Origin of the sequence: Streptomyces sp. NPDC093064, assembly GCF_044754605.1 — a bacterium.
Classification (GTDB): Bacteria; Actinomycetota; Actinomycetes; order Streptomycetales; family Streptomycetaceae; genus Streptomyces.
In genome coordinates this window covers 1-22156 of sequence record NZ_JBIVPK010000077.1, presented here as the reverse complement: position 1 = coordinate 22156, position 22156 = coordinate 1, and the positions used below count along the sequence as shown (strand labels likewise).

Sequence of the window (22156 nt, the reverse complement as noted above, 5' to 3'; positions counted from 1 at the left end):
GGACCGGCACATGCCCCACCTGCCACCGCGGCATCCCCGCTTCAGCTCCGCCAGAACACCACCCACGCCAGCCAACCTAACGAAGTACTACTAGTCCTCGGTCCCCGAAGCACCCACGGGACCATCGCCACCAGGGCGGCGAGGCCAAACAGCATCATGGACAAGTCCGCGCCGGACTCGTCGTTGAGGAACAGCAGCATTCCCAGGTTGATGAGGGTGTGGAAGGCGCCGGCGAGCAGCAGCCGGTTCGTCCAGGTGCAATCCTGGCTGACCCCGAGGACGACCGACATCGCCACGGTGGCCAGCAGGAACCCGGCCGCGTACGCCGGCGCGTGGGTGAAGACCTGCACGTGCCACAGGCCCCACACCACGCCCACCGTGATCGAGGATGTGAGCGGGCCGAACCGGGTCCGCAAGAGCGGCTGGAGCAGGCAGCGCCAACCGATCTCCTCACCGCACGCGCCGACCAGCTGAGCGACGACGATCAGCGCGAGCGGGCTGCCCAGGGTGCCGGGGTCGGTGACCCGGAGGGTGCCCTCCACCCACGCGTAGGTGCCTGCGGCGAGTGCGATGATCAGCGCTGCGGTGAGGAGCAGCAGGTAGGGGGTGTGGTTCGGGCGGTGTGCGCCCGGCTCAGTCGCCCGGCGGGTGGGCAGGGCTCCGGCGAGCCGGTGGCGGATCCTGGACGGCCGTAGCAGGGCCACCGCCGCCACCCCCAAGGCGGGGCCGAACTGCGTCAGCTGGATGACGACGGTCGGTATCCCGGTCGCGGGCTGCGCCGCGCCCAGTGCCCCCGCCGCCAGGAACGCGACGGCAAGGAACACGCCCGCCTCCGCCTTCCACGCCACCTTCTTCGTCTGCATGCCGTCCATCCCCATGGTGATCGTCGTTGCTGTGCGTTCCGTACGGGCGTTGGACCCGTACGTGTTGGGTACGACGATTCCGGTTCGGGAGCGGGCGGCCATTGCGTGTAGCTGTCCGACCTGGGTGTATCCAGCTGCACCCCCGGCTGCTCTTAACGGAGGTGTGGTCGCCCTGGATGACCCAGAGGTTGGGGGCGGTGGGGCGGCACTTGGCACCCTTGGCCGGGGCGTTGTAGTTAGCCCGTCTGCCCCGATTTGCCCTAGTTTGCCTGTAGGGTCTCGCGGCTCGTGTCATCGAGCACAGCCTTGACCCGCGGGTTTCTGGGCTGCCTCAATCCGTGTCGGCGTGCCTGTGTCTCAGTGCCGTGGCATTTCCTTGTGGCCGCCTTCTGCCACCATCCGCTCCGCCCAATCGCGTTGGGTCACTGCTCGCTCGATGCGGCTGACGATGTCCTTCTTGGACGCCATGTCCAAGGCCTCCGGAAGTTTGTCGAGGGTGTCGGGAAGGACGTCGAGCAGACCCCAGATCTGTTCACCGGTCCTGACTGTCAGCAGCTGCTGGCATCCCCACTGCAGCGGCACCTCGGGACGGTGCCTGAGCCGCTGCACGAGCGTAGGGAACAGGTAGTGCGTCGCCTCTGCGGCGAGGTGCTCTGGAGCCAGTCGACCGGGAGCCGCTCCGTCTCGGCGAACGCGTCGTACACCGCCGCGGTCGGCACGTTCGCGTAGGGATCCATCGAGGTCACACGACCCTCTGGTGGGCGTGGGCTCTCCGCACGGATGCTGGTCACGCGGCGCGGTCAGCCGGAATGTTGGGGTGATCCTTTCGCTCTTTTGCAGTGACGGGCTCCGGGTTGACGGCCTTGTGGCGTAGACGTGCCATGCGCTCCCGGTGGCGCAGCCAGTCCCGCCACACGTCCCGCCGGTGCTTGGACTCCTGCGGCAGCAACGCTGGCACAACGCTGGCCACGGCGAGCAGCGCTAGGGCCCACCCTGGGGCGCTGGAGAACTTGGCGGCCAGGGCCAGCGCCCCGCCGCCGACCGGCATGGCGATCCAGGGGGCGAAGCGGCGCTTGGGCCGACGGGTCGTCATCTTCGTATTCTTTCGGGCTCGGAGGGCGTGCGCGCCGGGTGCGCGTGTGGGGCGGAGCATGCAGCAGTCCCAGCCCTTAGGTCCCGGGCAGCGGGCCTGACAGCGCCGAAGTGTGGGGGAGAGCAGGGTTAGCGGTGCAACCTGCCCTCCGTCTGGCTGAGGTGGCCTGGCGCAGCGCCAGTCGGCGGGCTTGTTCAGCGGCGAGTCGCTGGGCCTTGCGGCGGACCTGCTCACCGAAGGCCTCCGGCTCCGTCGCGTCGGCCACAGCTGCGGCCTCCGCCCAGGTGGCACCCTCGCCGTAGGCCAGCGCGAGCGCGACCGCGCAGGACGGCGTTGAGTCGCTCGTCCTCGAACACCCCGCCTACTGTGTGCGCCGGATAGTCGACGTCGGCGGCAACCAGGTCGTACAGCGACAGCCCGTCGCCGAGCGAGGCGTCCAGGGACAGCACCCGCCCGTGTTGGGTGCGCCGACGCCACAGCGGCACCAGCTGCCGATGCAGCGTGCGGGCCTCCGCCTTCAGTGCGCCCAAGGCCGTCGAGGGGAGCTGCCCGCTGTCCCACAAGGCATCGCTCCAGTTGCCGGCCAGCGCTGTACCCACAGCCTCGTGCCACCTCGTACTGCGCGGCAGCACGAGGCAGGGCGACACCAACGCCGCCGCGGACTCTTGGCCGTCGGGCACGCTGCACACAAACACGCGTCCCACCTGAGGCCGACTCAGGCCGTCGGGGGAGTGGGGCGGCGCTGCGCGGCGCGGCGGCGCTGTACGGGCACGCCGTTGGCCCGCAGGGTTCGCGCGTAGTCGGCCATGTCGTCGTCGACGACCTTGGGGCGCGTGCCGGCCGCGCTCGCGGGCGGACGCCTGGCCTTCCAGGGACTTCTCGCGGATGTACTCGCGCTCGGACTCCGCCATGCTGGCGATGAACGCGAAGAGGGCGGCGCCGTGCCCGGAGGGGTCGTAGACCCCTGGAGAGGCCCGGTAAGGAGTTCGAGCTGGATGTCGTGGTGGCGCAGATCCTCGGCGATGGCCAGGAGCTCGGCGGCGCCGCGTCCCAGACGCTTCATCTCATGGACCGTGAAGATCACCCGCTGGTGGGGGACGGCCTTCTTGATGGTGCGGGCGAAGTCCATCGCCTTGACGAACTCCGGCCGTACCTTGACCCGGGTGCTGATCTTCTCCGAGAAGACCGGATCACAGCCCACCTCTTCCAGGGCGTCGAGCTGGAGGTTGGTCAGATGCGGGCCGTCTGCGTTGCCCTTGGCGCGTTCTGAGTGTCAGCGCTCACTGGCGTGCCGGGGGACGACGGGAATTAGACGGTGCCTTCCTCGTAGGCCACCTCGTAGATACCCGGCACGCCGACGAAGTCCTTCATCGCCGGAAGCAGGGCGCGGAATTCGTCGGTGTTGACGCCGGCCTGCCACGCGTCCTTGCTCTCCCACGAAGCGATGTTGACGAATGCGAACCTGCCCACCTGGTCGGCGGTGCGGCGCAGTAGGCGGGTCCCGTGATAGCCGGGAGCGGAGTTCAAGGCCTCGGTCAGCGCCCTCCATCCGTCGAAGAACTCCTGCTCTCGCCCCTCAGGGACCTCGAATACGTGGACCAGGGTCACGGACATGGATCGCTCCTCACCGGAAACGGGTGGCCGCCGGAGTGCGACCTTGGGCCTCATGCTAGGAGCCTGAACGATCAATATCGCCATCCGGTGTGGCGTCTGCCCTGCGTGTCAGCGACCAGTTCGACGTACGGGACCATGGTGAGCAAGGGCGGCTCCCATGGCTCGGGTACGGCGAACAGCCCCGTTCTGTACGTGTCCTGCGTGTAAGGGGAAGTTGGCGGGCCTGCGGCTCTCCGCGGGCCCGCCACTCGCTTGGGTTTCCACCTCGGCCGCGGTGATCTGCACGCGGATGGTGGACCACTGCATGTAGCCCCACTGCAGGTACCCCAGCTTGGCCATGGACCCGGTGCCCGCACCGTCGGAGGGCAGGTCGATGGTGTCGGGCAGGGCCCGGCTGTCGAGGAGCTTGTCCAGCGCGCCCTGGTCGTAGCCGGTGCCGTCGAGGTCGGGTAGTTCCTCGAGGATGTCGGCCAACAGTTCGCTGTCGTAGCCGGCGAGGTCGGAGGTGCGGTTGTCGACGACGACGATGCGGGTTGTGTCCTCGTCGGAGACGTCCACCCACGTGGCGGCGATCCGTTCCCAGCCGAGCTGCTTGGCGGCGGCCCCAGGTGTGGTTACCGGCGAGGATCTCGTTGGGGCGGCTGGTGTGGGTGCCGCGGTTGACGACGATGGCCTTGTGCTGGCCGTTGACGCGCAGCGATTCGGCGATGGCGTCGACGTCGCCGGTGCGCGGGTTGCGGTGGTAGGCGACCAGGTCGTCGATCGGCACTGCCAGCGGCAGCAGCGACTCGGGGATGCGGGCGGGCGCAGCACTCACAGCAGGAGCCCTTCGTGTAGGAGCGCTCCCCCGCGCCCTACGCCCGCCCAGATTAGAGGATCACGCGCTCAGCAGCTCCAGCTGAGCCTGCGGTTCGTCGTCGGCGGGCGGCTTGCGGGCGGCGCGCAGCAGGTCCCGAGCCCGCGTCTCGCCCTTGCCGATGTCCACCGACCACTGAGGTGCTGCCAGCTTGGGCCTGCCGGTCAACGCCTCGCGGGGCAGGGCGACGCGCTCCTCTTCGGTGCTGCAGCCGGTCCTCATCCGCATGCAGGTTCACATGCCAGGGGCAAGGCTCCGCCCCTGTTTCGATGGCGCATCGCGCGAACTGTATTTGTGCGCTACCGCTCGGGATGCTCATTTGGGGGCTTGTCCTGATGGGGTGTCAGCTGCGGTGAACGGCCGGTCAGGGATCTTCTTTGGCCGATTGTTCGGTTCAGGAGTCCTGGTCGGGGTCGGTCTGTCCTTGACCGGCAGTTTCAGGTGAAGCTTGTATCCGCCGGCGGCTGTGGATCCGGCGGCGATGGTGCCGCCGAGGAGTTCGGCGCGTTGGCGCAGGCCGACGAGGCCGTGGTGGGCGCTGGGCAGGGGCAGCGCGGGTCGGGTGGGGGCAGTGTTGATGACGGTGGCGTGGATGGCGCCTTCCCGGTAATCAATGCATACCCTCGCCGTGGCGCCGGGGGCGTGTTTGCGGACGTTGGTAAGGGCTTCCTGGACGGTGCGGTAGACGGCGCGTTGGACGGTGGGCGGAAGGTCTTCGGGCAGGTGCGTCTCCAGTTCCGCTTCGATGCCGCTGCTGCCGACCAGTCGCTGCAGGTCGGCGAGGGACGGCTGGGGGGTGAGCTCCGTGGGGCGGCTGTCGGAGGCGCGCAGCACGCTGACCATGTGTCGCAGTTCGTCAAGGGTCTGCACGCTGAGCTGGCGGATCGTGGCCGCTGCCTTTTTGGTCTCGGCGTCATGGCTGCCCACCTGGAGTACCCCGGCCTGCACGGCGATGAGGCTGACCTGGTGGGAGACCACGTCGTGCATCTCCCGGGCAAGTTGTGCGCGCTCCTTCGCCAGGACGCTTTGGGCGATGAGCAGGCGTTCGTGCTCGCGGGCCTCGAAGATCTCGGCGAGCCGCAGGGCCAGTTCGCGCCGGGCGTGTACGAGCTGGCCCAGGAAGACAGGAGCTGCCGAGGTGGCCAGGGTGTAGGTGAGGTGGACCAGGTGATGGGTCTGAGCGAGTTCGGAGGCCTTCAGGGACGACCATGGCCAGGGCAGGAAGTCGGTGATCGCGTAGGCCAGGGCGCAGCCGGCCAGCAGGGTGCGGTGGCGGCTTAGCGAGGAGAGCGTGTACAGCGCGGCCATGGTGGCGAACACCGCGTCGGTGACCATGGCGGTGGGAAGCGTGAGCACGAAGGTCGTCAGGGGCAGGCGGCGACGCAGCACGAGGGCGAACGCGGCGAGCAGCGCGCAGGCCATGGCCGCGTGCTCCTCGACTTCGATGTGGGCCCATGCGTCCGCCAGTGACGCCGCGACGAGGGCGGCGTCCAGTAGCGGAGCTGGCGGGTGTCGGAGGTTCATCGGGTGTCCCCGTCCTGCGGTGGCGTGAGGAGGCCCGCGCGTTCGGCGATCAGGGCCGCCTGGACGCGGCTGGTGACCCGCAGTTTGCTGAAAACGGCGCTGACATGGCCTTTGACGGTGCCGGTGCTCAGGTGCATCCGTTCGCCGATGCCGGTGTTGGCGAGTCCTTCGGCCATGAGGACGAGGACGGCACGCTCGCGCTCGGTCAGCCCGGAGGCAAGGCGGACGGCGGAGGGCTCGCGCGCGCCCTTGTCGAGGTAGCCGTCCACCACTGTGCGCGTGACCGCCGACGACAAGACGGTTCCGCCGTCGGCCAGGGTTCGCACAAGGTAGGGAAGGTGCTCGGGGTCAGTGTCCTTGAGCAGAAATCCGGCGGCACCCGAGCGCAACGCGGTTGCCACGTATTCGTCGGTGTCGAACGTGGTAAGCATGGCCACCACCGGAGGGTCCGGTATGCGCCGGAGGTCGGCCAGAATGGTCAGCCCGTCCACGTCCGGCATCCGGATGTCCAGCAGGACGACATCAGGGTGCAACTCCCGCACCGTCCCGACGGCCTGACCGCCGGGGACCGCCGCCACGACCTCGATATCGTCCACCGTGTTGAGAATGTACGTGAAACCCATGCGGATCAGGGCTTCGTCGTCGACCACCAGTACCCGGATCACGTGCGCTCCGCTCGTCGCATGCCCGCCGTTCCATCCATACTCCATTGGGAGCCGTCCGCCGGCGGGCCGGCTGCGTTTCGCGCCAGTTGGCCGTGCGGCTCCAGCCGGTCGGCGGGGGAGACTTCGGCCGGTCGGCGGGGTGCCTTCGGAAACCCGTCGGGGTGGCTCGGACCGGTTATCGGTCAACCCTGAAGGCATGACGCAGATTGCATCGTCGGCCGTGCCGACACGGGTGCCACACCAACTCGAGACGGACCGCTCGTCCGTCCCAGCCGCCACGCCGTCCACGGGCCGGCTGATCGGTATAGACCTGGCCCGCGGGCTCGCGGTCTTCGGCATGTACTCCGCTCACGTCGGCCCCGACGTGACGGTGGGCGGGCCGGTGGGGTTCTTACTGGAGATGGCGCGGGGCCGCTCGTCCGCCCTCTTCGCGCTGCTCGCCGGCTTCTCGCTCGTCGTCATCACCGGCCGTCCGCACCCACGGACGGGGCGCTCCGGCCGTCAGGCGGTGGTCAGGATCGTGATCCGCGCCGTCGTCCTGCTGGCGCTCGGCTACGCCCTGACCGCCCTGGACACCCAAGTCGACGTGATCCTCAGCTTCTACGGGCTGCTCTTCCTCGCCGTCCTCCCGATGTACCGGCTGCGGGCAAGGACCCTCGCACTCATCGCCGCCGCGGGTGCGCTGATCCTGCCCCAAGTCTTGTACGTGATAAGGAAGTCGATCGAGGAAGGGAACTGGGCGGACGCCATCGCCGCCCGGGACCCTCTGGCCCGGATCAGCGGCACGGACGGCATCATCGAACTGCTGTTCACCGGGGAATATCCGGTCCTCACCTGGACGCCGTTCCTGATCGCAGGTATGGCGGTGGCGCGACTCGACCTCACTCGAGCCGGCATCCGATTCCGGCTGGTCCTCACCGGCGGGGCGCTCGCCCTGGTCGGCTACGGAGGCTCCTGGCTGGCCCTACGCCTGGTCCCACACACGCTTTCCGCCGTCGCGGCCGCTACGGGTGGCAGTTCGGTGTCGTCTGCGTGGTGGTCCGACACCGTCGGCGAACCCGAGGACGGCACCCCGCTCGCCTGGCTGCTGGTGGCCGCACCACACAGCCAGACGACCTTCTCCATCCTCGGCAACACGGGCGTCGCCCTCGTGGCGGTGGCCGTGTGCCTCACCGTCGCCGACCGAATGCCGCGCCTCACACGCCTGGCCACACCCGTTGCAGCGGTCGGCATGACGGCGCTGACCGTCTACGTCCTGCACATCGTCGCCCTTTGGTTCTTCACCGATGTGTGGCACGTGGCCGTGATCGAGGACACGACCATGTCCGCTTTGCCGGTGCTGCTGGGCTTCATCGCTGCCGCCGCACTCCTGGCGACTGTGTGGACCCGTGTGTTCCGGCGTGGCCCTCTGGAGTACCTGCTCTACATCGCCACCCGGCCCGCGCGGCACATCAAGTAGACGGCGGCGCCCACCTGGGGGCGCGGGTACCTCAGCCCGACAGGGCCTCCGCGAACTGACGCACAGCGTTCGCCGGTAAATCCCCGCACTGCAGCGCACCATGGCGAGAAGCGGGCGGTAGTGACAGTCGATCGGCCGACCCCTCATGATGGGTGGGCCATGGCGACTTCGACCTTTGTGTCCCGCCTGCGCCGTTCCGGCAGCGGGCCGGACTCGGTGCGGATCGCGACCGCCCGCGCGGCCGTCTACTCGGTCACGAGCACGGTGCTCGCGGTCGTGGGACACCACGTGGTGTTCGACGTGTCGCCGTCGTGGGCCGCCCGCGGCCTCCTGGCCGGGCTTCTCTTCGCTGTCGCCCTGCCGGGTGCGGCTCAGCCGAGCCGTCGCTCAGGCCAGCTGGTTCATGCGGCCGGCGCGCAGGTTGCGGGCGTCTGCTTGTTCACCACGCATACCGAGCCCGCCTACGGGCGGATGTCCGCCGCCTGGCCAATGGTGGTCGCTCACGTCGCCATGACCGTGCTGCTCGCCTACCTGCTGCACGGGGCCCAGAACGGCCGTCTGGCCCTGTTCCGTAGTGCAGCTGCCGAACTGCGCTCGTTGTGTGTCTGGCTGGGGAGCCTGCTGTTCCCTCGCCTTGGTGCCGAGATCCCCTCCGTCGCGCCTGTGGCCGTGCCGCTGTTCTGCGGGGCCGCCCGGGCCTCTCCGCGGCAACTCATACTCGCGGACTGCGTCGTGCGCCGAGGTCCCCCTCTCGGCGTGCCGTTCGTCGCTGTCTGACAAGTGCATGAACCGGCACTACGTGCCGTCGCGGCGAGCGCCTGCTCATCCGTGCACGTAAGCGCTGCGTACGCCCACATCACTTCACCGGTGCCCCGATCGGGGCTGCCGCAAGGGGGAAAATGTCCACGACTGTTGTCGTGATCGGAGCGGGCCCGTACGGCCTGTCCACCGCCGCGCACCTCAAGGCACGCGGCCTGCACGTGAGGGTCTTCGGCTCGCCGATGGCGAGCTGGGCCGAGAACATGCCCGCGGGCATGCTGCTGAAGTCACCACCGAGCGCGTCGGTGCTGTCCGCGCCCAAGGCCGGGTTCAAGCTCGACGACTACTGCCGCCAGACGGGGGACACCCGGCTGACCGGGCACGACCCGGTACCGGTTGAGATGTTCGTACGGTACGGGCGTTGGTTCGCCGAGCAGTTGGTGCCCGAGGTGGAGGACACCCGTGTCCTCGGCGTCGACCGGCAGCACGACGGCTTTCACCTCAAGCTGGCCTCCGGGGAGGAGCTGCGGGCCCAGGCTGTCGCGGTGGCAAGCGGTATGGATGGCTTCGCGTACGTCCCTGAGCCTCTTGCCGCCCTCGTGCCGGACGGGCTCGTCTCGCACAGCTCCCAGCACGCTGACCTTACGAAGTTCGCCGGGCAGGACGTGGTCGTGGTCGGTGCCGGCCAGTCGGCCCAGGAGAGCGCGGCGCTGCTGCGCGAGGCCGGCGCGCGCGTTCAGCTCCTGGCCCGTACAGACCGGTTGGTGTTCGGTGCGGCGCCGACGCCTCCGCCGCACTGGCAGCCGGACACCCCGCTGGGCCGGTCCTGGGGGCTCTACGCGGTCGTCCACCAGGCGGCAGCCTTCGGCTTCCTGCCTGCGCAGACCCGGCTGCGTCTGGTGAAGCGGGTGCTGGGACCGTTCGGATCATGGTGGCTCAGGCCCCGTCTGGACGGGGTCGTACCCGTGCGGCTCGGACAGCGCATTACCGGGGCCTGGCGGCACGGCGACGGTATCCGCCTCGCGACCCGTGACGCCCATGGGCGTACGGACACGGTCGAGACCGGGCACGTCCTGGCCGCCACCGGCTACCAGGTCCGGCTGGACGCGCTGGACTTCATCGCCCCTGAAGTGCGGTCCGAGCTGGCCCGTACAGGCGGGTTCCCGGCTCTGGACGCCGGGTTCCAGTCGTCCGTACCGGGCCTGTACTTCACCGGTATCAAGGCCGCGGCCACCTTTGGACCGCTGATGAGGTTCACCTGCGGGACGGAGTTCGCGGCGCCGAGGTTGGCCGTGTCGCTGTCAGCCAGCACTCGACGCTAAGTTCACCGTGCGGCGACCCGGGGGACGTCTGAGCCCCCGGGCCGTCCGCCGGTCACCCATTCGGTGGTTCCAGCGCCCGGCTCGGCCCGTGAGCTGCACACACGTCAAAGGCGGCACGTCCAAGTGCCAGAAGGCTACAGGGCGCTGTCAGCGAACGCAGGACAGCAGCCCGGGCCACCGTCGGAACGGTGACGACGAGCGGTCGGCCCGTGTCGCCCGGAAGGTCATCCAGCCACTCGGCGATGCGCTGGCGCAGGTCGACGACGGATTCGCCGCCGTGCGGAGGGGGCGATGCGGCCGCCGTGCGGTAGCACAATGCAATCGATTGAATACTCTGTGTATGTGATCGGTGTGCGGTTGCAGACACGGCTCCCAGGACGGGTGGGCCGCATCGGCCTGCTCCTGGGGCTCGTCCTACTGGTCACCGCTCATCTGGCGGGCACCGTCCACGCCTCCTCTTTCGGCGGGCCCCACCTGAATGTCGCGGTCGTCGACTGCTCTCAGCTCGAGACAGACGACGCCGATCACGGGTCCAACCCGGCTCCCGGGCACGACCACAAGGCCGACGGCCATATCGATCACGCGGCGGACCGGCCCCGTGACACCGTTGGCGACACGGTCATCGGACCAGGGCCGGACGTAGCAGTGCCGGACACGGCACGGGCCGAGGCAGCGCACGCTGCCTGGGCCCAACTGCCTGACGTCCCCCCGGTGCCGGACGGCCGCGCCACCCTCGCGCTCCACTGCGTCCTGCGTCAGTAGGCCTCGCCCGCACGCCCCGACCTCGCACGAACTCCGTGGCCGAGGCGTGCCCGCGCGCCCATGATCCGCGACGAGCGCACCCGCCCGCACAGGGCGCGGTGCGAAGGAGCCGTACGCACATGCACCTTTCCCTGCTCGAACCCCTCGGGGCGCATGCCCCGCTCCCTGTGATCGCCCGTCGACCCGCCCAGCTCGTGGGCAACACCCCCGTCCTGCGGATCGACGAACCCTTCGCCCCACCCGGCCGGGGCTTTTACGCCAAGCTGGAAGGCGCCAACCCCGGCGGCATCAAGGACCGCCCCGGCCTACACATGGTCGCTGAAGCACGGCGGCGCGGTGATCTCGCGCCGTGCGCCCCGATCGTCGAGTCCTCCAGCGGCACTCTCGGCCTGGGGCTCGCCCTGGCCGGGCTGACGTACGGTCACCCCGTCACCGTCGTCACCGACCCCGGTATGGAACCCTCCGTGGTCCGTCTCCTCACCGCCCTCGGCGCACACGTCGACCAGGTCGCCGCCCCACATCCAGACGGCGGCTGGCAGGAGGCCCGTCGCGAGCGTGTGGCCGAATTGCTGACCCGCACCCCGGGCGCGTACTGCCCGGACCCGTACCACAACCCCGACAACGTGGCCGCCTACCGGCCGCTCGCCGCCGAGCTCATCGCCCAGCTCGGTCGCATCGATGTCCTGGTGGCGGCGGTGGGCACGGGCGGTCACTCGGCCGGTGTCGCGGCCGGACTGCGCGAGTCGCTTCCCGAGCTGAGACTGATCGGGGTGGACGCGGTCGGCTCGACGATCTTCGGGCAGCCTGCCGGGCCGCGGCTCATGCGCGGCCTCGGCTCCAGCATCCACCCCGAGAACGTCGACTACGACGCGTTCGCCGAGGTCCACTGGGTGGCCCCGGCCGAGGCGGTGTGGGCCTGCCGCCGGCTTGCCCGGCGCCACTACGCGTCCGGCGGCTGGAGCGTCGGCGCCGTCGCGCTCGTCGCCGGATGGGTCGCGCGTACGTCCCCGGCCGGCACCCGGATCGCCGCCATCTTCCCTGACGGCCCGTATCGCTACCTGGAGACCGTCTACAACGACGCCTGGTGCGGCGCGCACCAACTCCTTGGCCAGGAACCGCCGGAGGAACCCGACGAGATCGCCGAGCAGAACGAGTGCGTGGTCACCAGCTGGACCCGGTGCAGCCAGGTCCGTGACCCGCTGGGCCGTCACGTGGCGAAGGCGGGCGTCCGATGAGGGGCCAGTGGGTCCCGGTGGCCTCGTTCGACCGGCCGGCTCGACTGTTGATGGCGAACCAGTTCGCCATCAACCTCGGCTTCTACATGCTCATGCCTTACCTGGCCGACCACCTCGCCCATGGACTCGGGTTGGCGGCCTGGACGGTGGGCCTGGTGCTCGGTGTCCGGAACCTCTCTCAGCAGGGCATGTTCCTGATCGGCGGCACTCTCGCCGACCGCTACGGCTACAAGCCCATGATCCTTACGGGTTGCGTGATGCGCACGGTCGCCTTCGGGCTGCTGGCGGTGGCCAGTTCCCTGCCCGCACTGATCGGCGCCTCGGCGCTGACAGGGCTGGCCGGGGCGCTGTTCAATCCAGCCGTCCGCGCCTACCTTGCCGCCGATGCGGGCGAAGAGCGGCGCGTGGAAGCCTTCGCCGCCTTCAATGTCTTCTACCAGGCGGGTATCCTCGTCGGACCACTCGCCGGGCTCGCCCTGCTGGCCTGGGACTTCAGCGCGGTGTGCTCGGTCGCGGCGCTCATCTTTGGTGCTCTCGCCGTGCTCCAAGCCCGTGCGCTGCCCACACGGCCCCCGGCCGACCGCGGCGCCGAACCCGCCTGGCGGGCGGTCGCCGCCGACTGGCGCACCGTCGTCGCCAACCGGCCCTTTCTGCTCTTCGCTGCCGCGATGACCGGCTCGTACGTCCTGGCCTTCCAGGTCTACCTAGCCCTGCCGCTGAGGGCTCGCGACCTCTTCGGTGAGCAGACCGGGTTGGTCACCGGCGCGGTCTTCGCAGTCTCCGCGCTGGCCGCACTGTCGGGGCAGCTGAAGCTGACCGCGTGGGCCAAGCGGGCCCTGGCCGGACCGAAGGCGATTGCGTACGGCCTCATCGTGATGGGGGCGGCGTTCGTACCGTTGCTTCCCGGCCCGTATTCAGGAGCTCTCGGCCTCACGGCGAGCGTCCTCGCACTCGTCCTGTGCGCCGCCCTGCTGGCCTGGGGCGGGGCCCTGCTCTACCCCTTCGAGATGGACACCGTCGTCCGGCTCTCCGGTGACCGGCTCGTCGCGACGTACTACGGCGCCTACAACACCGCCTCCGGCATCGCGATCTCGCTGGGCAACCTCGCCGTCGGCGCCCTGTTCGACACCGGGATCCGGTGGCTGCCGTGGGCGGCGCTGGCCGCCACCGGGTTCGCCTGTGCAGGGCTCGTCACGCGACTGCACCGTGGCGGGTACCTGGCTCCGAGGCCGGTTCCCGTACCGGGGTGAGGTGACGCATCGGGGCCGGGCCGCGTGTGCCCGGCCCCGCGTGCTCAGCCGGTCGCAGAGGCCGGAAAGTCGCGCAGCCCCAGCCGCAGGTGCTCGACGTGGTAGAGGGCCTGCTCCAGTAGTTCGGCGACGTGGTTGTCGTAGAGCGCGTAGATGACCGAGCGGCCCTGGCGCTCGCCGCTGACCAGGCCGAGATTGCGCAGCAGGCGCAACTGGTGGGAGCAGGCGGACTGTTCCATGCCGACGGCGTCGGCCAGCTCGGTGGCCGCGCACGGCCCCTCCTGCAGGCGGGCCAGGATCCGCAGCCGGGAGGGCGTGGCCAGCGCCTGGAGCGTGGCGGCCACGTCGGCGGCGCCCACGGTCTCGAGGCGCTCGCGCGCGGTGGCGGTGGTCGTGGTGTCAGCTCCGTGGCCCATGGCCTTCATCCTACGGACATGAACGCATGAATGTGTCTTCATGTGTTCCTGTATGGTGGAGGGGTGGCATCGGCCTCCTCCGGCTGCCGCCCCCTTCGTCATGCCATCGTGAAGGACCCCGTCTCCCATGACCTCCACCCTCACCGCACCCGTCGCGGACCGGGCCGCGCCCTCACGCGAAGGCGCCGCGCCTCGGCGCCGTACCCGGGTCTTCGCTCTCCCCGAGGCACGGTGGGCCGCCGCCGCCACCGTCTTCTTCCTGATCGCGCTACCGCTGCAGCTGACCGGTGCTCCGGCCTGGGCCTGGGGTCCGCTGTACGCGCTGTCGTACGCGGTCGGCGGCTGGGAACCGGGCTGGGCGGGCCTGCAGGCGCTGAAGGAGAAGACCCTCGACGTCGATCTGCTGATGATCGTCGCCGCGCTCGGGGCGGCGGCGATCGGCCAGGTCATGGACGGCGCCCTGCTCATCGTCATCTTCGCCACCTCGGGCGCGCTGGAGGCGCTCGCCACCGCCCGTACGGCCGACTCCGTACGAGGACTGCTGGACCTGGCACCCGCCAAGAGCACCCGCATCGACGCCGGCGGAAACGAAGCAATCGTTCCCGTCGAGGAACTCGCCGTCGGGGACACCATCCTCGTACGGCCCGGCGAGCGCGTCGGCGCGGACGGCCGCGTCCTGGACGGGGCCAGTGACGTCGACCAGGCAACGATCACCGGCGAGCCGCTGCCCGTTGCCAAGGAAGTGGGTGACGAGGTCTTCGCCGGCACCCTCAACGGCACCGGCGCCCTGCGCGTACGGGTCGAGCGGGACGCCTCCGACACGGTGATCGCCCGGATCGTACGCATGGTGGAGGAAGCGGCCGAGACGAAGGCGCCCACCCAGCTCTTCATCGAGAAGGTCGAACAGCGCTACTCGCTGGGCATGGTGGCGGCGACCCTCGCCGTCTTCCTCATCCCGCTCGCCTTCGGCACGGGCCTGGCTGACTCGCTGCTGCGCGCCATGACCTTCATGATCGTGGCGTCGCCCTGCGCGGTCGTCCTGGCCACCATGCCGCCCTTGCTGTCCGCGATCGCCAACGCCGGACGACATGGTGTGCTCGTGAAGTCCGCCGTGGTCATGGAGCGGCTGGGGCAGGTCGACGCGGTCGCGCTCGACAAGACCGGCACGCTCACTGAAGGCACCCCGCGGGTCACGGATGTCCGTCCGCTCGCTGGAACAGGGCTGGACGAGAAGGGGCTGCTGATTCTCGCGGCGGCGGCCGAGCACCCGAGCGAGCACCCGCTGGCCCGGGCAGTCGTGGGCGCGGCACGCGAGCGCGGTCTGTCGCTGCCGGTGGCGGAGGACTTCGACTCCGTCCCGGGAGTCGGCGTGACCGCGTCCGTCGACAGGCGCGAGGTGGCAGTCGGCGCACCAGCGCGACTGCTGGACAGAGCCTCGGACGCAGGGCCCGCGCGGGCGGCGGTCGTCGCGGGCGAGTTGGAGGACGGCGGCCGGACCGCTGTCCTGGTCACAGTGGACGGCGCCCCCGTCGGACTGCTCGGCATCTCCGACCGGCTGCGCGCCGACGCTTCCGCGACCGTGGCCTCACTCACGTCCCTCACCGAGGCCGCGCCCGTGCTGCTGACCGGTGACAATCCCCGTGCCGCAGCCCGTCTGGCGGCCGAGGTCGGCATCGACGACGTACGGGCCGGGCTGCTGCCGCAGCACAAGGTCGACGCTGTCAAGGAACTGGAGCACGCGGGCCGCAAGGTGATGGTCGTCGGCGACGGCGTGAATGACGCCCCCGCCCTGGCCGCTGCCCACACCGGCGTCGCCATGGGCCGGGCAGGCTCCGACCTCACACTGGAGACCGCCGACGCGGTGATCGTCCGCGACGAGCTTCGCACGGTCCCCGCCGTGATCGCGCTGTCCCGGCGGGCCCGAAAGCTGGTCGTGCAGAACCTGGTCATCGCGGGCGTCTTCATCGCCTGCCTGGTCGCCTGGGACCTGATCGGCACCCTGCCGCTGCCGCTCGGTGTCGCCGGGCACGAGGGGTCCACGGTCATCGTCGGCCTCAACGGGCTGCGGCTCCTGCGCGAGGTGGCGTGGAAGCGGGCCGCCGCGTGAGCCGACGCAGGGCTCCCGCACAGGCGGAGCCCCGGTGCATGGTCACCGTGTGCCGGGGCTGCTGCTGCGGCACGGCCAAGATCCCCGGAGTCGACCACGCCGCCCAACTCGCCACCCTCAAGACCGAACTGGGGTCGGTCGCCCGAGTCCGGGCGGTGAACTGCCTCGACGCCTGCGAGCAGGCCAATGTCATCGTCGTACAGCCCTCGACGGCCGGACGGGCCGCGGGCGGGCGACCGGTCTGGCTCGGGCTGGTCAACGATCCCGACGCGACGGCCGACATCGCGGCCTGGGTACGCGCCGGAGGACCGGGCCTCGCCGAGCCGCCCGAGATCCTCGATCTGTACGCGATCGGGCCGTCGCGCCGAGTGCGCCGGGCCATCGAGGACTGAGCGCGCTCGGCCGACGCGTTCTCTCAGCCAGCGTGCAGCGCATCGACCAGGTAGTCGTGGCTGTGCCGCCAGCCGTTCGTCACCCGTACGGCGCCCACGAGGTGGGGGTGATCGTCGTACAGACCGTTGTGCTCGTGCTCGACGACCACCCCCTCCTTCGACGACCACAGACGCTGCGCCAGAAGTCCGGCCGCCAGAGCGATCGCGCCCAGCGTAACCACCGCCGATTGCAGGCCCGTTGCCGCGCCCAGCCAGCCGGCCAGCGGGTACGTCAGCAGCCAGCAACTGTGCGAGAGAGAGAACTGGGCGGCGAACGCCGACGTACGCTCCTGCGGTGGCGCGGAGCGGCGGATCAGCCGCCCGCTCGGGGTGAGCACCATCGAGCGCGCGGCGCCGAAGGCGGCCCAGGTCAGCAACAGTGCAGGCCAGCGCCAACCGCCACTCCCAGTCGGCGTGATGGCGCCGAGCGCGGCGAAGACCAGCGTGAGCAGCAGAGCCCCGCGCAACATCACCACGCGGTCGGAGACGCGGTCGAGAACACGGGGCAGTAGCAGCGTCACGAACATCGAACCGCCGCCGTACGCGGCGAGCGCCAGCGACACGTCCGCCGCGCTCCAGCCCAACTGGTCGCGGACATAAGAGCTCGCGCGGATGGGAGTGGGGTCATGGTCGGCGGTTCGGGCGTTCGTCCCAGCGGTGGGTGGTTCATGCCCGTCGGATCAGGTTACGCACGGTGATGATCGTGTCGGCGAGGTCGAAGAAGGCGTTGATGACGATTGCGCGGCGTTCGTAGCAGCGGGCGAGTCGGTGGAAGGCTTTCTGCCAGGCGTGCGTGCGTTCGACGTGCCAACGCTGGCTGGCCTGGATCGGTGCTTTCTCACCTATGTGCGCGATGCGGCCGCGGAGACCGCGTTCGCTGAGCAGAGCGCGGGTCTTGTCCCAGTCGTAACCAGCGTCCAGGTGCACGTGATGTCGTCGGGCAACGTTGGATCAGGCAGATGCCCCCAGCCCGTTCGCTGTCGGCACCAAGGCGGCAACCAGGCGGCGGACGAGCCGTGCGTTTTCTCCTGGCTGGAGACTGCCGTGCATCAGCAGGTGGTGGACGGTTCCCGCCAGGGCGAGCGCGAGCATCGCGCCGTCGGCGTCGGTAGGGATTCGTCCGAGGCGCTGCTCGTCCTCCACGTAGCTGGCCATGGCTTCCTCGACGGCGCCGGGGCCGGGGGCACCGGCGGCCCATGCCCGGCGTACCCGCTCAGCTACCGCGTGCCGGGAGATCGCCGCTGCCGCGATCGCCGGACCGTTCGCGCCCAGCAGCGTGAGGGCCGTGCTGATCAGGTTTTCCCGCACGTCGCCCTCCCCCGCACGCTCCGGCAAGGACCGGACCTCGGCGGCGATCCGCTCGAAGCGGTCCAGGACGAGTTGCGCCACGAAGTCGTCCAGGTCGGCGAAGTGGTTGTACAGCAGCCCCTTGGCGCAGCCCGCCTCCTCAGTGACGGCCCGGTTGGTGAGCCCGGCCGTTCCCTCGCGGGCGAGCACCCGCTCGGCCGCGGTGAACAGCCGCTCACGGACGTCGGGGGTCGCTACACCACGCGGTGACATCGGGTCCTCCAGGTCAAGCCTTGCCGGTATGGGCGTCTGCCCATACCTTGGTATGGGCAGACGCCCATACTAACTCTCCGACGGGAGCGATCCGATGCACGAGCTCGTCAACACCGCACAGTTCGAAGCCTGGAACGGCGACGAAGGCCGGCACTGGAGCGATCACCACGATCGCTGGAACGCGATCAACCAGGGCTTCAATCAACCTCTGCTCGAAGCCGCCGGGATCGGCCCCGTGGACCGGGTGCTTGACATCGGCTGCGGCGCGGGCCAGACCACCCGGCTCGCCGCCAAGGCTGCCTTCCGTGGCATGGTTCTCGGCCTCGACATCTCCGGGCCGATGCTCACCAGAGCACGCGCCCAGGCCGCCGAGGAGGGCCTGGACCGGATCACCTTCGAGCAGGGCGACGCCCAGATCCATCCTCTGCCAACATCCGCGTTCGACGTCGCCATCAGCCGGTTCGGGGTCATGTTCTTCGACGACCCGGTCGCCGCGTTCAGCAACATCGGCCGGGCCCTCCGCCTCGGCGGCCGACTCGCCTTCGTCTGCATGGCCGACCCGACCCGCAGCGAGTGGGTGCCCATGTTCGGTACGGCACGCGCCTATCTGCCCCTGCCCGCTGAGGAGCCTGCCACCGCGGACGGGCCAGGGATGTTCTCGCTCGCCGACCCCTCTGTCATCCACCGGATCCTGGACGCGGCCGGCTTCGACAAGGTGCGCACCGAGCCCGTCGAGACCGTCAGCGACTTCGGACGCGACGCCCACGACGCAGCCGATCACCTGCTCGGATCAGGCCCCGGCCGGCACCTGGTCAAGCTGCTCGACTCCGCGAGCAGCGTCGACAGCGCGGACCGACCGAGCAGCACCGACAGCGTTCGAGCTGCGTTCACCGTCGCTCTTGCCGCCCACGAGCAGCCCGCAGGCGTCCACCTCCGCACCTCCGCCTGGCTCGTAACAGCGACGCGACGTTGAACCCCGCCGTCGTCAGGTTGAGGAGGAGCAGGGCACACAGTTGCGGGGTAGCGAAGAAGAGGCGGGTGCCGCGGTGGCCTTCGCGTAGACGGTGTTGGTATGTGGTGCAGCGTCGGCGGCCGGAGTGATCCGGCCGCCCCCGGAACCGGATCAGACTGGAATGTGTACGGAGACCTCGGAACCGATGCGATCAGCCACCATCTGCCGGAAGTGCGCGCACTGGGTGAAGTCTTCATGATCGCAGCCCAGGGCGCACTCGATCAGCTCGAGCGAGTACTGGGCGGCGGCGATGCGGGAGCGCAAGGCCGCTGCCTCCTCCTGTAGGAGGTCGCGCCGCTTCGCGGGGTCGGCCGTGGCGGCCAGGGAGCCGATGGTGTCGAGGGACAGTCCGGCTTCCTTGGCGCGGAGGATGACGGCGACGCGGGTGAGGTGGCCAACGTGGTAGCCACGTCGGCCGGCAGAGTCGCGGTCGGGAGCGAGCAGGCCCATCGCCTCCCAGTGCCGCAGGACGTGCGTGGCCAGACCGAAGCGCTCCGCGACGGGGCCGATGCTCATCGCCGTGTCCTGACCGGCGGCCGCCACCCTGTTCTCCCTTGACTTCATGCTGACATTAAGTCGCAGCCTGGCGCTCATGACCATGGAAACGGAACAGACGCCGCATCAGACGGATAACCTCATCGCGCTGCTTGAAGGCGGCGAGGATCTCGCGGTAGCCGGGCGGCAGCGGCTCGGGCGGTGGTGCGCCGTCCTCGGTGGCCAGCTCCAGCACGGTCTCGCGGACCAGCTGCTGCCGAGCTTCGATCTTTTCCAGGAGTTCAGCAGAGCGCGGCAGATCGATGTGCAGTACATGGCCGGAGCGGCAGAGCCGTCGGACTCGCCGATCATCCGTAGTGTTGACGACTACTTGAACACTCAGGTCGATCCTGAGTTCCTCGAGGCGTTCCGGGACACCTCCGAGTCGAGTTGCGAGTCGGTTTTCTGACGGATCGATCACTCCCACCTGGAGTCGGCCCTCACGGCGTTCGCCCCGCACGTGCGTCTCTTCGCCTCCGAGGCCGCGACCCGGCGTCGGTAAAGGCATGTGGGAGGGCACGGTGCGTCCGGCACGGGCCAAGGGTTGCGTCCAGGGAAGTGCTGTACGGGTTCCCACCTGATCCGGGCGTTTGCCCTGGCGTCGGAGTGAGTGTCCGTGCCTGCCTCCATCTCCCCTGAGCTAACCGGCTGAGAAGCCTCCCAAGCCGCCCGCCAGAGAGGACTGACCAGATGAGAAGACCATGGCAGAGGGACGGCCGATCGAACTCGGGGGAGAGTGAACCCCCAAGCTACATAGGGGTCATTTGCTCCGTTGTATCCATGACGATTATCGGGGTCCTTTTTGGGCGTGGACTCCCGGCGTGGGCGCCTGCGGCCCTTGGCGTGCTGATCGGGATCGCATGCCATCTGGCATACCGCTCGCTGAGAAAGAGGAAGGGGAAGTCTGCGAGCTGAAGCGTCCAGGACGCCGTCGGCCCAGCCTGGGTTGCGGCCGGCAGCCCTCGATAGCGGCAGTGGGCGCTAACGTCAGCGACCCTGATAGCGGCTGAGACCGTTGGTGACCAGCACGTCAGTGGATAGCGGCTGGTCTCCGCAGGGTGCCAGCCTGGTCCGTTTCAAGCGATGTTGAGGGGCCCGCTTCACCGCCGTCGAGTGCCCCGCTGGCGAGCCGTGCCCCGCCACGGTGGCCGTCCGCTCCCGCACTGAGGTTCGGTAGGATCCCGTGGATCTTCGTACCGGGGAGGGATCATGGCCGAGGGGCGCAGGGCCGAAGGCACCGACAATAGCGCGGAAACCTCCGACGATGTCGTGGACGAGCAGACCGCGGTTCAGCTGGTGTACCGGCCCGAGTCTGCCGACACTCGGGCTGGTCTGCGGGTCCGCGAGCGGATCAAGCGGACGGGGCTGCTGCTGCGGAGCGTGTTCCTCGCACTGTGGGTGGGGCAGTGGCTGGTCTCCGCCGTGGGCCGTGGGCGTATCGACGCGGTCTCGACCGTTCTGTTCTTGTTCGTTGTCCTGGTGGTGTGGGGGTACCCACGGCTACAGGCCGCTCACGTGCAGCGGCTCATCGGTTGGCAGGGCGAGTACCGCGTCTCCGTGTCTGCGGCCGGGATCACCTGCCGCAGCGACCACAGCACGTTGGTCAGAAGTGGTCCGTCTTCCAGGGCTACCGGGAGACGGCCGGCCACTTCGTCCTGCTCAGCCGGGACCCCAACATCATGTACCTCGGTGTCCTGCCCAAGCGGGGCGTGCATGAGGCCGGGGGCCTCGACCGGCTTCGGGCCATCGTGGACCAGCACACCACTCGCGTGTGACGCACGTCGTCAGGATGTCACGCCGGTAAATGGTGGACGTGACTCCGGAACGCTGCGTACGTCATGCACGAGTCTCTGGTCAGAAGCCTGGCCGATCACGGGCCGAGTGGACTCCAGTTGAACCAGCCTCGGGAAGTGTTGTACGGGTTCGTGGGTTCGTCGCAGGTCTGGGATGTCCAGATCTGCGAGGCGACGGCATCCGCGCGCGCCGCATAACCGTCTGCCAGAACCACCAAGATCAGAACCGCAGACAGCGTTAGCACGGGGAGAACCCGCCAGCGGTGTACACGTGAGACGAACAGTGCTGCCGCGGACAGCACTAGGCCGGCCAGCAGGAGCCACCGGTTCACACTTGCTTCCCGGTCGAGTTCTTTGGACAACTCGACAAGATCACCGCAGAGTATGTATGTCTTCGGTCCGTCGAGCAGTGATAGGCAGCGTTCGAGTACTGCGGCCAGCACGATGAACACCCCAAGCACCGGCAGCAAACTCGGACCTCTCTCCGACTCCGCCACCGACCTGCCCTGCCGCCCAACCCCCATAGCCCCTGCCCTTCGACCACCAGACGGCCCAGAGACGGCCCTGGGCAGTTATTGAGAGCCACAGTAGATCCCCAGGGTGGGCAACGGCTGCTGCCAGGTACTGGCTGGTTCGGTGAGTGCCTCGCGTCTCGCGTGCCATCTCGCGCACCTTGAGCCACCCTGCGTCGGCCGTCAGCGCCTCATACGTCCACCTGGAAGCCTGCTCCGCCCCGCTCATTGCGTCGAGGATCGCGTCAATGCGTGCGAAGCGCGACTCCATGGTCTCGGCGACGGGTGAAAACTGGTTCTGGATCACTTTCCGTGCTGGGGCCACGGAGGGTCACCACAACCGCGATCATGAACGGCCTCACGCCGAGAGGAGGACCCGCTTGCGGAGC

General features: G+C 69.4%; 24 protein-coding genes and 3 pseudogenes. 11 read left to right on the top strand and 16 right to left on the bottom strand.

The window, feature by feature from the left end; all coding sequences use genetic code 11:
* Nucleotides 1-41 precede the first annotated feature (41 nt).
* The 10 genes and pseudogenes from ACIQFZ_RS40425 to ACIQFZ_RS40380 form a co-directional block, all read right to left on the bottom strand.
* Nucleotides 42-863, bottom strand: coding sequence for a lysostaphin resistance A-like protein (locus tag ACIQFZ_RS40425; RefSeq protein ID WP_402693649.1), 822 nt, complete (start codon nt 861-863; stop codon nt 42-44).
* A gap of 357 nt (nt 864-1220) precedes the next feature.
* Nucleotides 1221-1600, bottom strand: a pseudogene (locus ACIQFZ_RS40420) (hypothetical protein).
* 50 nt (nt 1601-1650) lie between these two features.
* On the bottom strand, nt 1651-1956 hold the full coding sequence (locus tag ACIQFZ_RS40415) for a hypothetical protein (RefSeq protein ID WP_402693648.1): 306 nt from the start codon (nt 1954-1956) through the stop codon (nt 1651-1653).
* 230 nt (nt 1957-2186) lie between these two features.
* Nucleotides 2187-2555 (bottom strand): hypothetical protein, encoded by a 369-nt coding sequence (locus tag ACIQFZ_RS40410; RefSeq protein WP_376654654.1) that lies wholly within the window; start codon nt 2553-2555, stop codon nt 2187-2189.
* A gap of 116 nt (nt 2556-2671) precedes the next feature.
* On the bottom strand, nt 2672-3157 hold the full coding sequence (locus ACIQFZ_RS40405) for a recombinase family protein (RefSeq protein WP_402693647.1): 486 nt from the start codon (nt 3155-3157) through the stop codon (nt 2672-2674).
* A 107-nt stretch (nt 3158-3264) separates the two neighbouring features.
* Nucleotides 3265-3570, bottom strand: a complete 306-nt coding sequence (locus ACIQFZ_RS40400) for an antibiotic biosynthesis monooxygenase family protein (protein ID WP_365433430.1) — start codon at nt 3568-3570, stop codon at nt 3265-3267.
* A 108-nt stretch (nt 3571-3678) separates the two neighbouring features.
* A complete protein-coding gene (locus ACIQFZ_RS40395; protein WP_402693646.1) occupies nt 3679-4128 on the bottom strand; it encodes a hypothetical protein in 450 nt (149 codons plus the stop codon).
* 319 nt (nt 4129-4447) lie between these two features.
* Entirely contained in the window at nt 4448-4648 is a 201-nt protein-coding gene (locus ACIQFZ_RS40390) for a hypothetical protein (protein WP_402693645.1), read from the bottom strand.
* 93 nt (nt 4649-4741) lie between these two features.
* On the bottom strand, nt 4742-5950 hold the full coding sequence (locus ACIQFZ_RS40385; protein WP_402693644.1) for a sensor histidine kinase: 1209 nt from the start codon (nt 5948-5950) through the stop codon (nt 4742-4744).
* On the bottom strand, nt 5947-6615 hold the full coding sequence (locus tag ACIQFZ_RS40380; RefSeq protein WP_376652215.1) for a response regulator: 669 nt from the start codon (nt 6613-6615) through the stop codon (nt 5947-5949). The genes ACIQFZ_RS40385 and ACIQFZ_RS40380 overlap by 4 nt, the downstream gene beginning before the upstream one ends.
* Nucleotides 6616-6811: 196 nt before the next feature.
* Here ACIQFZ_RS40380 and ACIQFZ_RS40375 point away from each other — a divergent pair, with 196 nt between their 5' ends.
* From ACIQFZ_RS40375 to ACIQFZ_RS40350, 6 genes are all read left to right on the top strand, one after another.
* Nucleotides 6812-8074: a DUF418 domain-containing protein gene (locus ACIQFZ_RS40375; protein ID WP_402693643.1), complete on the top strand. Its 1263-nt coding sequence runs from the start codon at nt 6812-6814 to the stop codon at nt 8072-8074.
* A gap of 159 nt (nt 8075-8233) precedes the next feature.
* Entirely contained in the window at nt 8234-8851 is a 618-nt protein-coding gene (locus tag ACIQFZ_RS40370; protein WP_402693642.1) for a hypothetical protein, read from the top strand.
* A gap of 122 nt (nt 8852-8973) precedes the next feature.
* Nucleotides 8974-10155 carry an NAD(P)-binding domain-containing protein gene (locus tag ACIQFZ_RS40365; protein ID WP_402693641.1) on the top strand — a complete coding sequence of 394 codons (1182 nt, stop codon included), beginning with the start codon at nt 8974-8976 and terminating at the stop codon, nt 10153-10155.
* A 315-nt stretch (nt 10156-10470) separates the two neighbouring features.
* Nucleotides 10471-10917: a hypothetical protein gene (locus tag ACIQFZ_RS40360; protein WP_402693640.1), complete on the top strand. Its 447-nt coding sequence runs from the start codon at nt 10471-10473 to the stop codon at nt 10915-10917.
* 119 nt (nt 10918-11036) lie between these two features.
* Nucleotides 11037-12152, top strand: a complete 1116-nt coding sequence (locus tag ACIQFZ_RS40355; protein WP_402693639.1) for a PLP-dependent cysteine synthase family protein — start codon at nt 11037-11039, stop codon at nt 12150-12152.
* On the top strand, nt 12149-13402 hold the full coding sequence (locus ACIQFZ_RS40350; RefSeq protein ID WP_402693638.1) for an MDR family MFS transporter: 1254 nt from the start codon (nt 12149-12151) through the stop codon (nt 13400-13402). The genes ACIQFZ_RS40355 and ACIQFZ_RS40350 overlap by 4 nt, the downstream gene beginning before the upstream one ends.
* 44 nt (nt 13403-13446) lie before the next feature.
* Here the strand turns inward: ACIQFZ_RS40350 and ACIQFZ_RS40345 are convergent, their stop codons facing one another.
* Entirely contained in the window at nt 13447-13818 is a 372-nt protein-coding gene (locus ACIQFZ_RS40345; RefSeq protein WP_383060767.1) for an ArsR/SmtB family transcription factor, read from the bottom strand.
* A gap of 127 nt (nt 13819-13945) precedes the next feature.
* Between ACIQFZ_RS40345 and ACIQFZ_RS40340 the strand changes: the two genes are divergently transcribed.
* Both ACIQFZ_RS40340 and ACIQFZ_RS40335 read left to right on the top strand, forming a co-directional pair.
* A complete protein-coding gene (locus tag ACIQFZ_RS40340) occupies nt 13946-15925 on the top strand; it encodes a heavy metal translocating P-type ATPase (protein WP_383060768.1) in 1980 nt (659 codons plus the stop codon).
* 38 nt (nt 15926-15963) lie between these two features.
* Complete coding sequence (locus ACIQFZ_RS40335) at nt 15964-16317, top strand: (2Fe-2S) ferredoxin domain-containing protein (RefSeq protein WP_383060770.1); 354 nt, start codon at nt 15964-15966, stop codon at nt 16315-16317.
* A 23-nt stretch (nt 16318-16340) separates the two neighbouring features.
* Here ACIQFZ_RS40335 and ACIQFZ_RS40330 read toward each other — a convergent pair.
* From ACIQFZ_RS40330 to ACIQFZ_RS40320, 3 genes and pseudogenes are all read right to left on the bottom strand, one after another.
* A pseudogene (locus ACIQFZ_RS40330) lies at nt 16341-16955 on the bottom strand (MFS transporter); the annotation flags it as partial.
* Nucleotides 16956-17022: 67 nt separating this feature from the next.
* Nucleotides 17023-17300, bottom strand: a pseudogene (locus ACIQFZ_RS40325) (transposase); the annotation flags it as partial.
* 7 nt (nt 17301-17307) lie between these two features.
* Complete coding sequence (locus tag ACIQFZ_RS40320) at nt 17308-17916, bottom strand: TetR/AcrR family transcriptional regulator (protein WP_383060772.1); 609 nt, start codon at nt 17914-17916, stop codon at nt 17308-17310.
* 94 nt (nt 17917-18010) lie between these two features.
* Here ACIQFZ_RS40320 and ACIQFZ_RS40315 point away from each other — a divergent pair, with 94 nt between their 5' ends.
* Nucleotides 18011-18889: a class I SAM-dependent methyltransferase gene (locus ACIQFZ_RS40315; RefSeq protein WP_402693637.1), complete on the top strand. Its 879-nt coding sequence runs from the start codon at nt 18011-18013 to the stop codon at nt 18887-18889.
* A gap of 150 nt (nt 18890-19039) precedes the next feature.
* Here ACIQFZ_RS40315 and ACIQFZ_RS40310 read toward each other — a convergent pair whose 3' ends face one another.
* Complete coding sequence (locus ACIQFZ_RS40310) at nt 19040-19492, bottom strand: MerR family transcriptional regulator (protein WP_402693636.1); 453 nt, start codon at nt 19490-19492, stop codon at nt 19040-19042.
* Between the two features lie 28 nt (nt 19493-19520).
* Here ACIQFZ_RS40310 and ACIQFZ_RS40305 point away from each other — a divergent pair, with 28 nt between their 5' ends.
* Complete coding sequence (locus ACIQFZ_RS40305; RefSeq protein WP_402693635.1) at nt 19521-19871, top strand: hypothetical protein; 351 nt, start codon at nt 19521-19523, stop codon at nt 19869-19871.
* A gap of 1123 nt (nt 19872-20994) precedes the next feature.
* Entirely contained in the window at nt 20995-21237 is a 243-nt protein-coding gene (locus ACIQFZ_RS40300; protein ID WP_402693634.1) for a hypothetical protein, read from the top strand.
* Between the two features lie 95 nt (nt 21238-21332).
* Here ACIQFZ_RS40300 and ACIQFZ_RS40295 read toward each other — a convergent pair whose 3' ends face one another.
* The gene (locus ACIQFZ_RS40295; protein WP_402693633.1) at nt 21333-21707 is read right to left on the bottom strand and encodes a hypothetical protein; all 375 of its coding nucleotides are present in this window, start codon (nt 21705-21707) and stop codon (nt 21333-21335) included.
* Nucleotides 21708-22156: the final 449 nt, after the last annotated feature.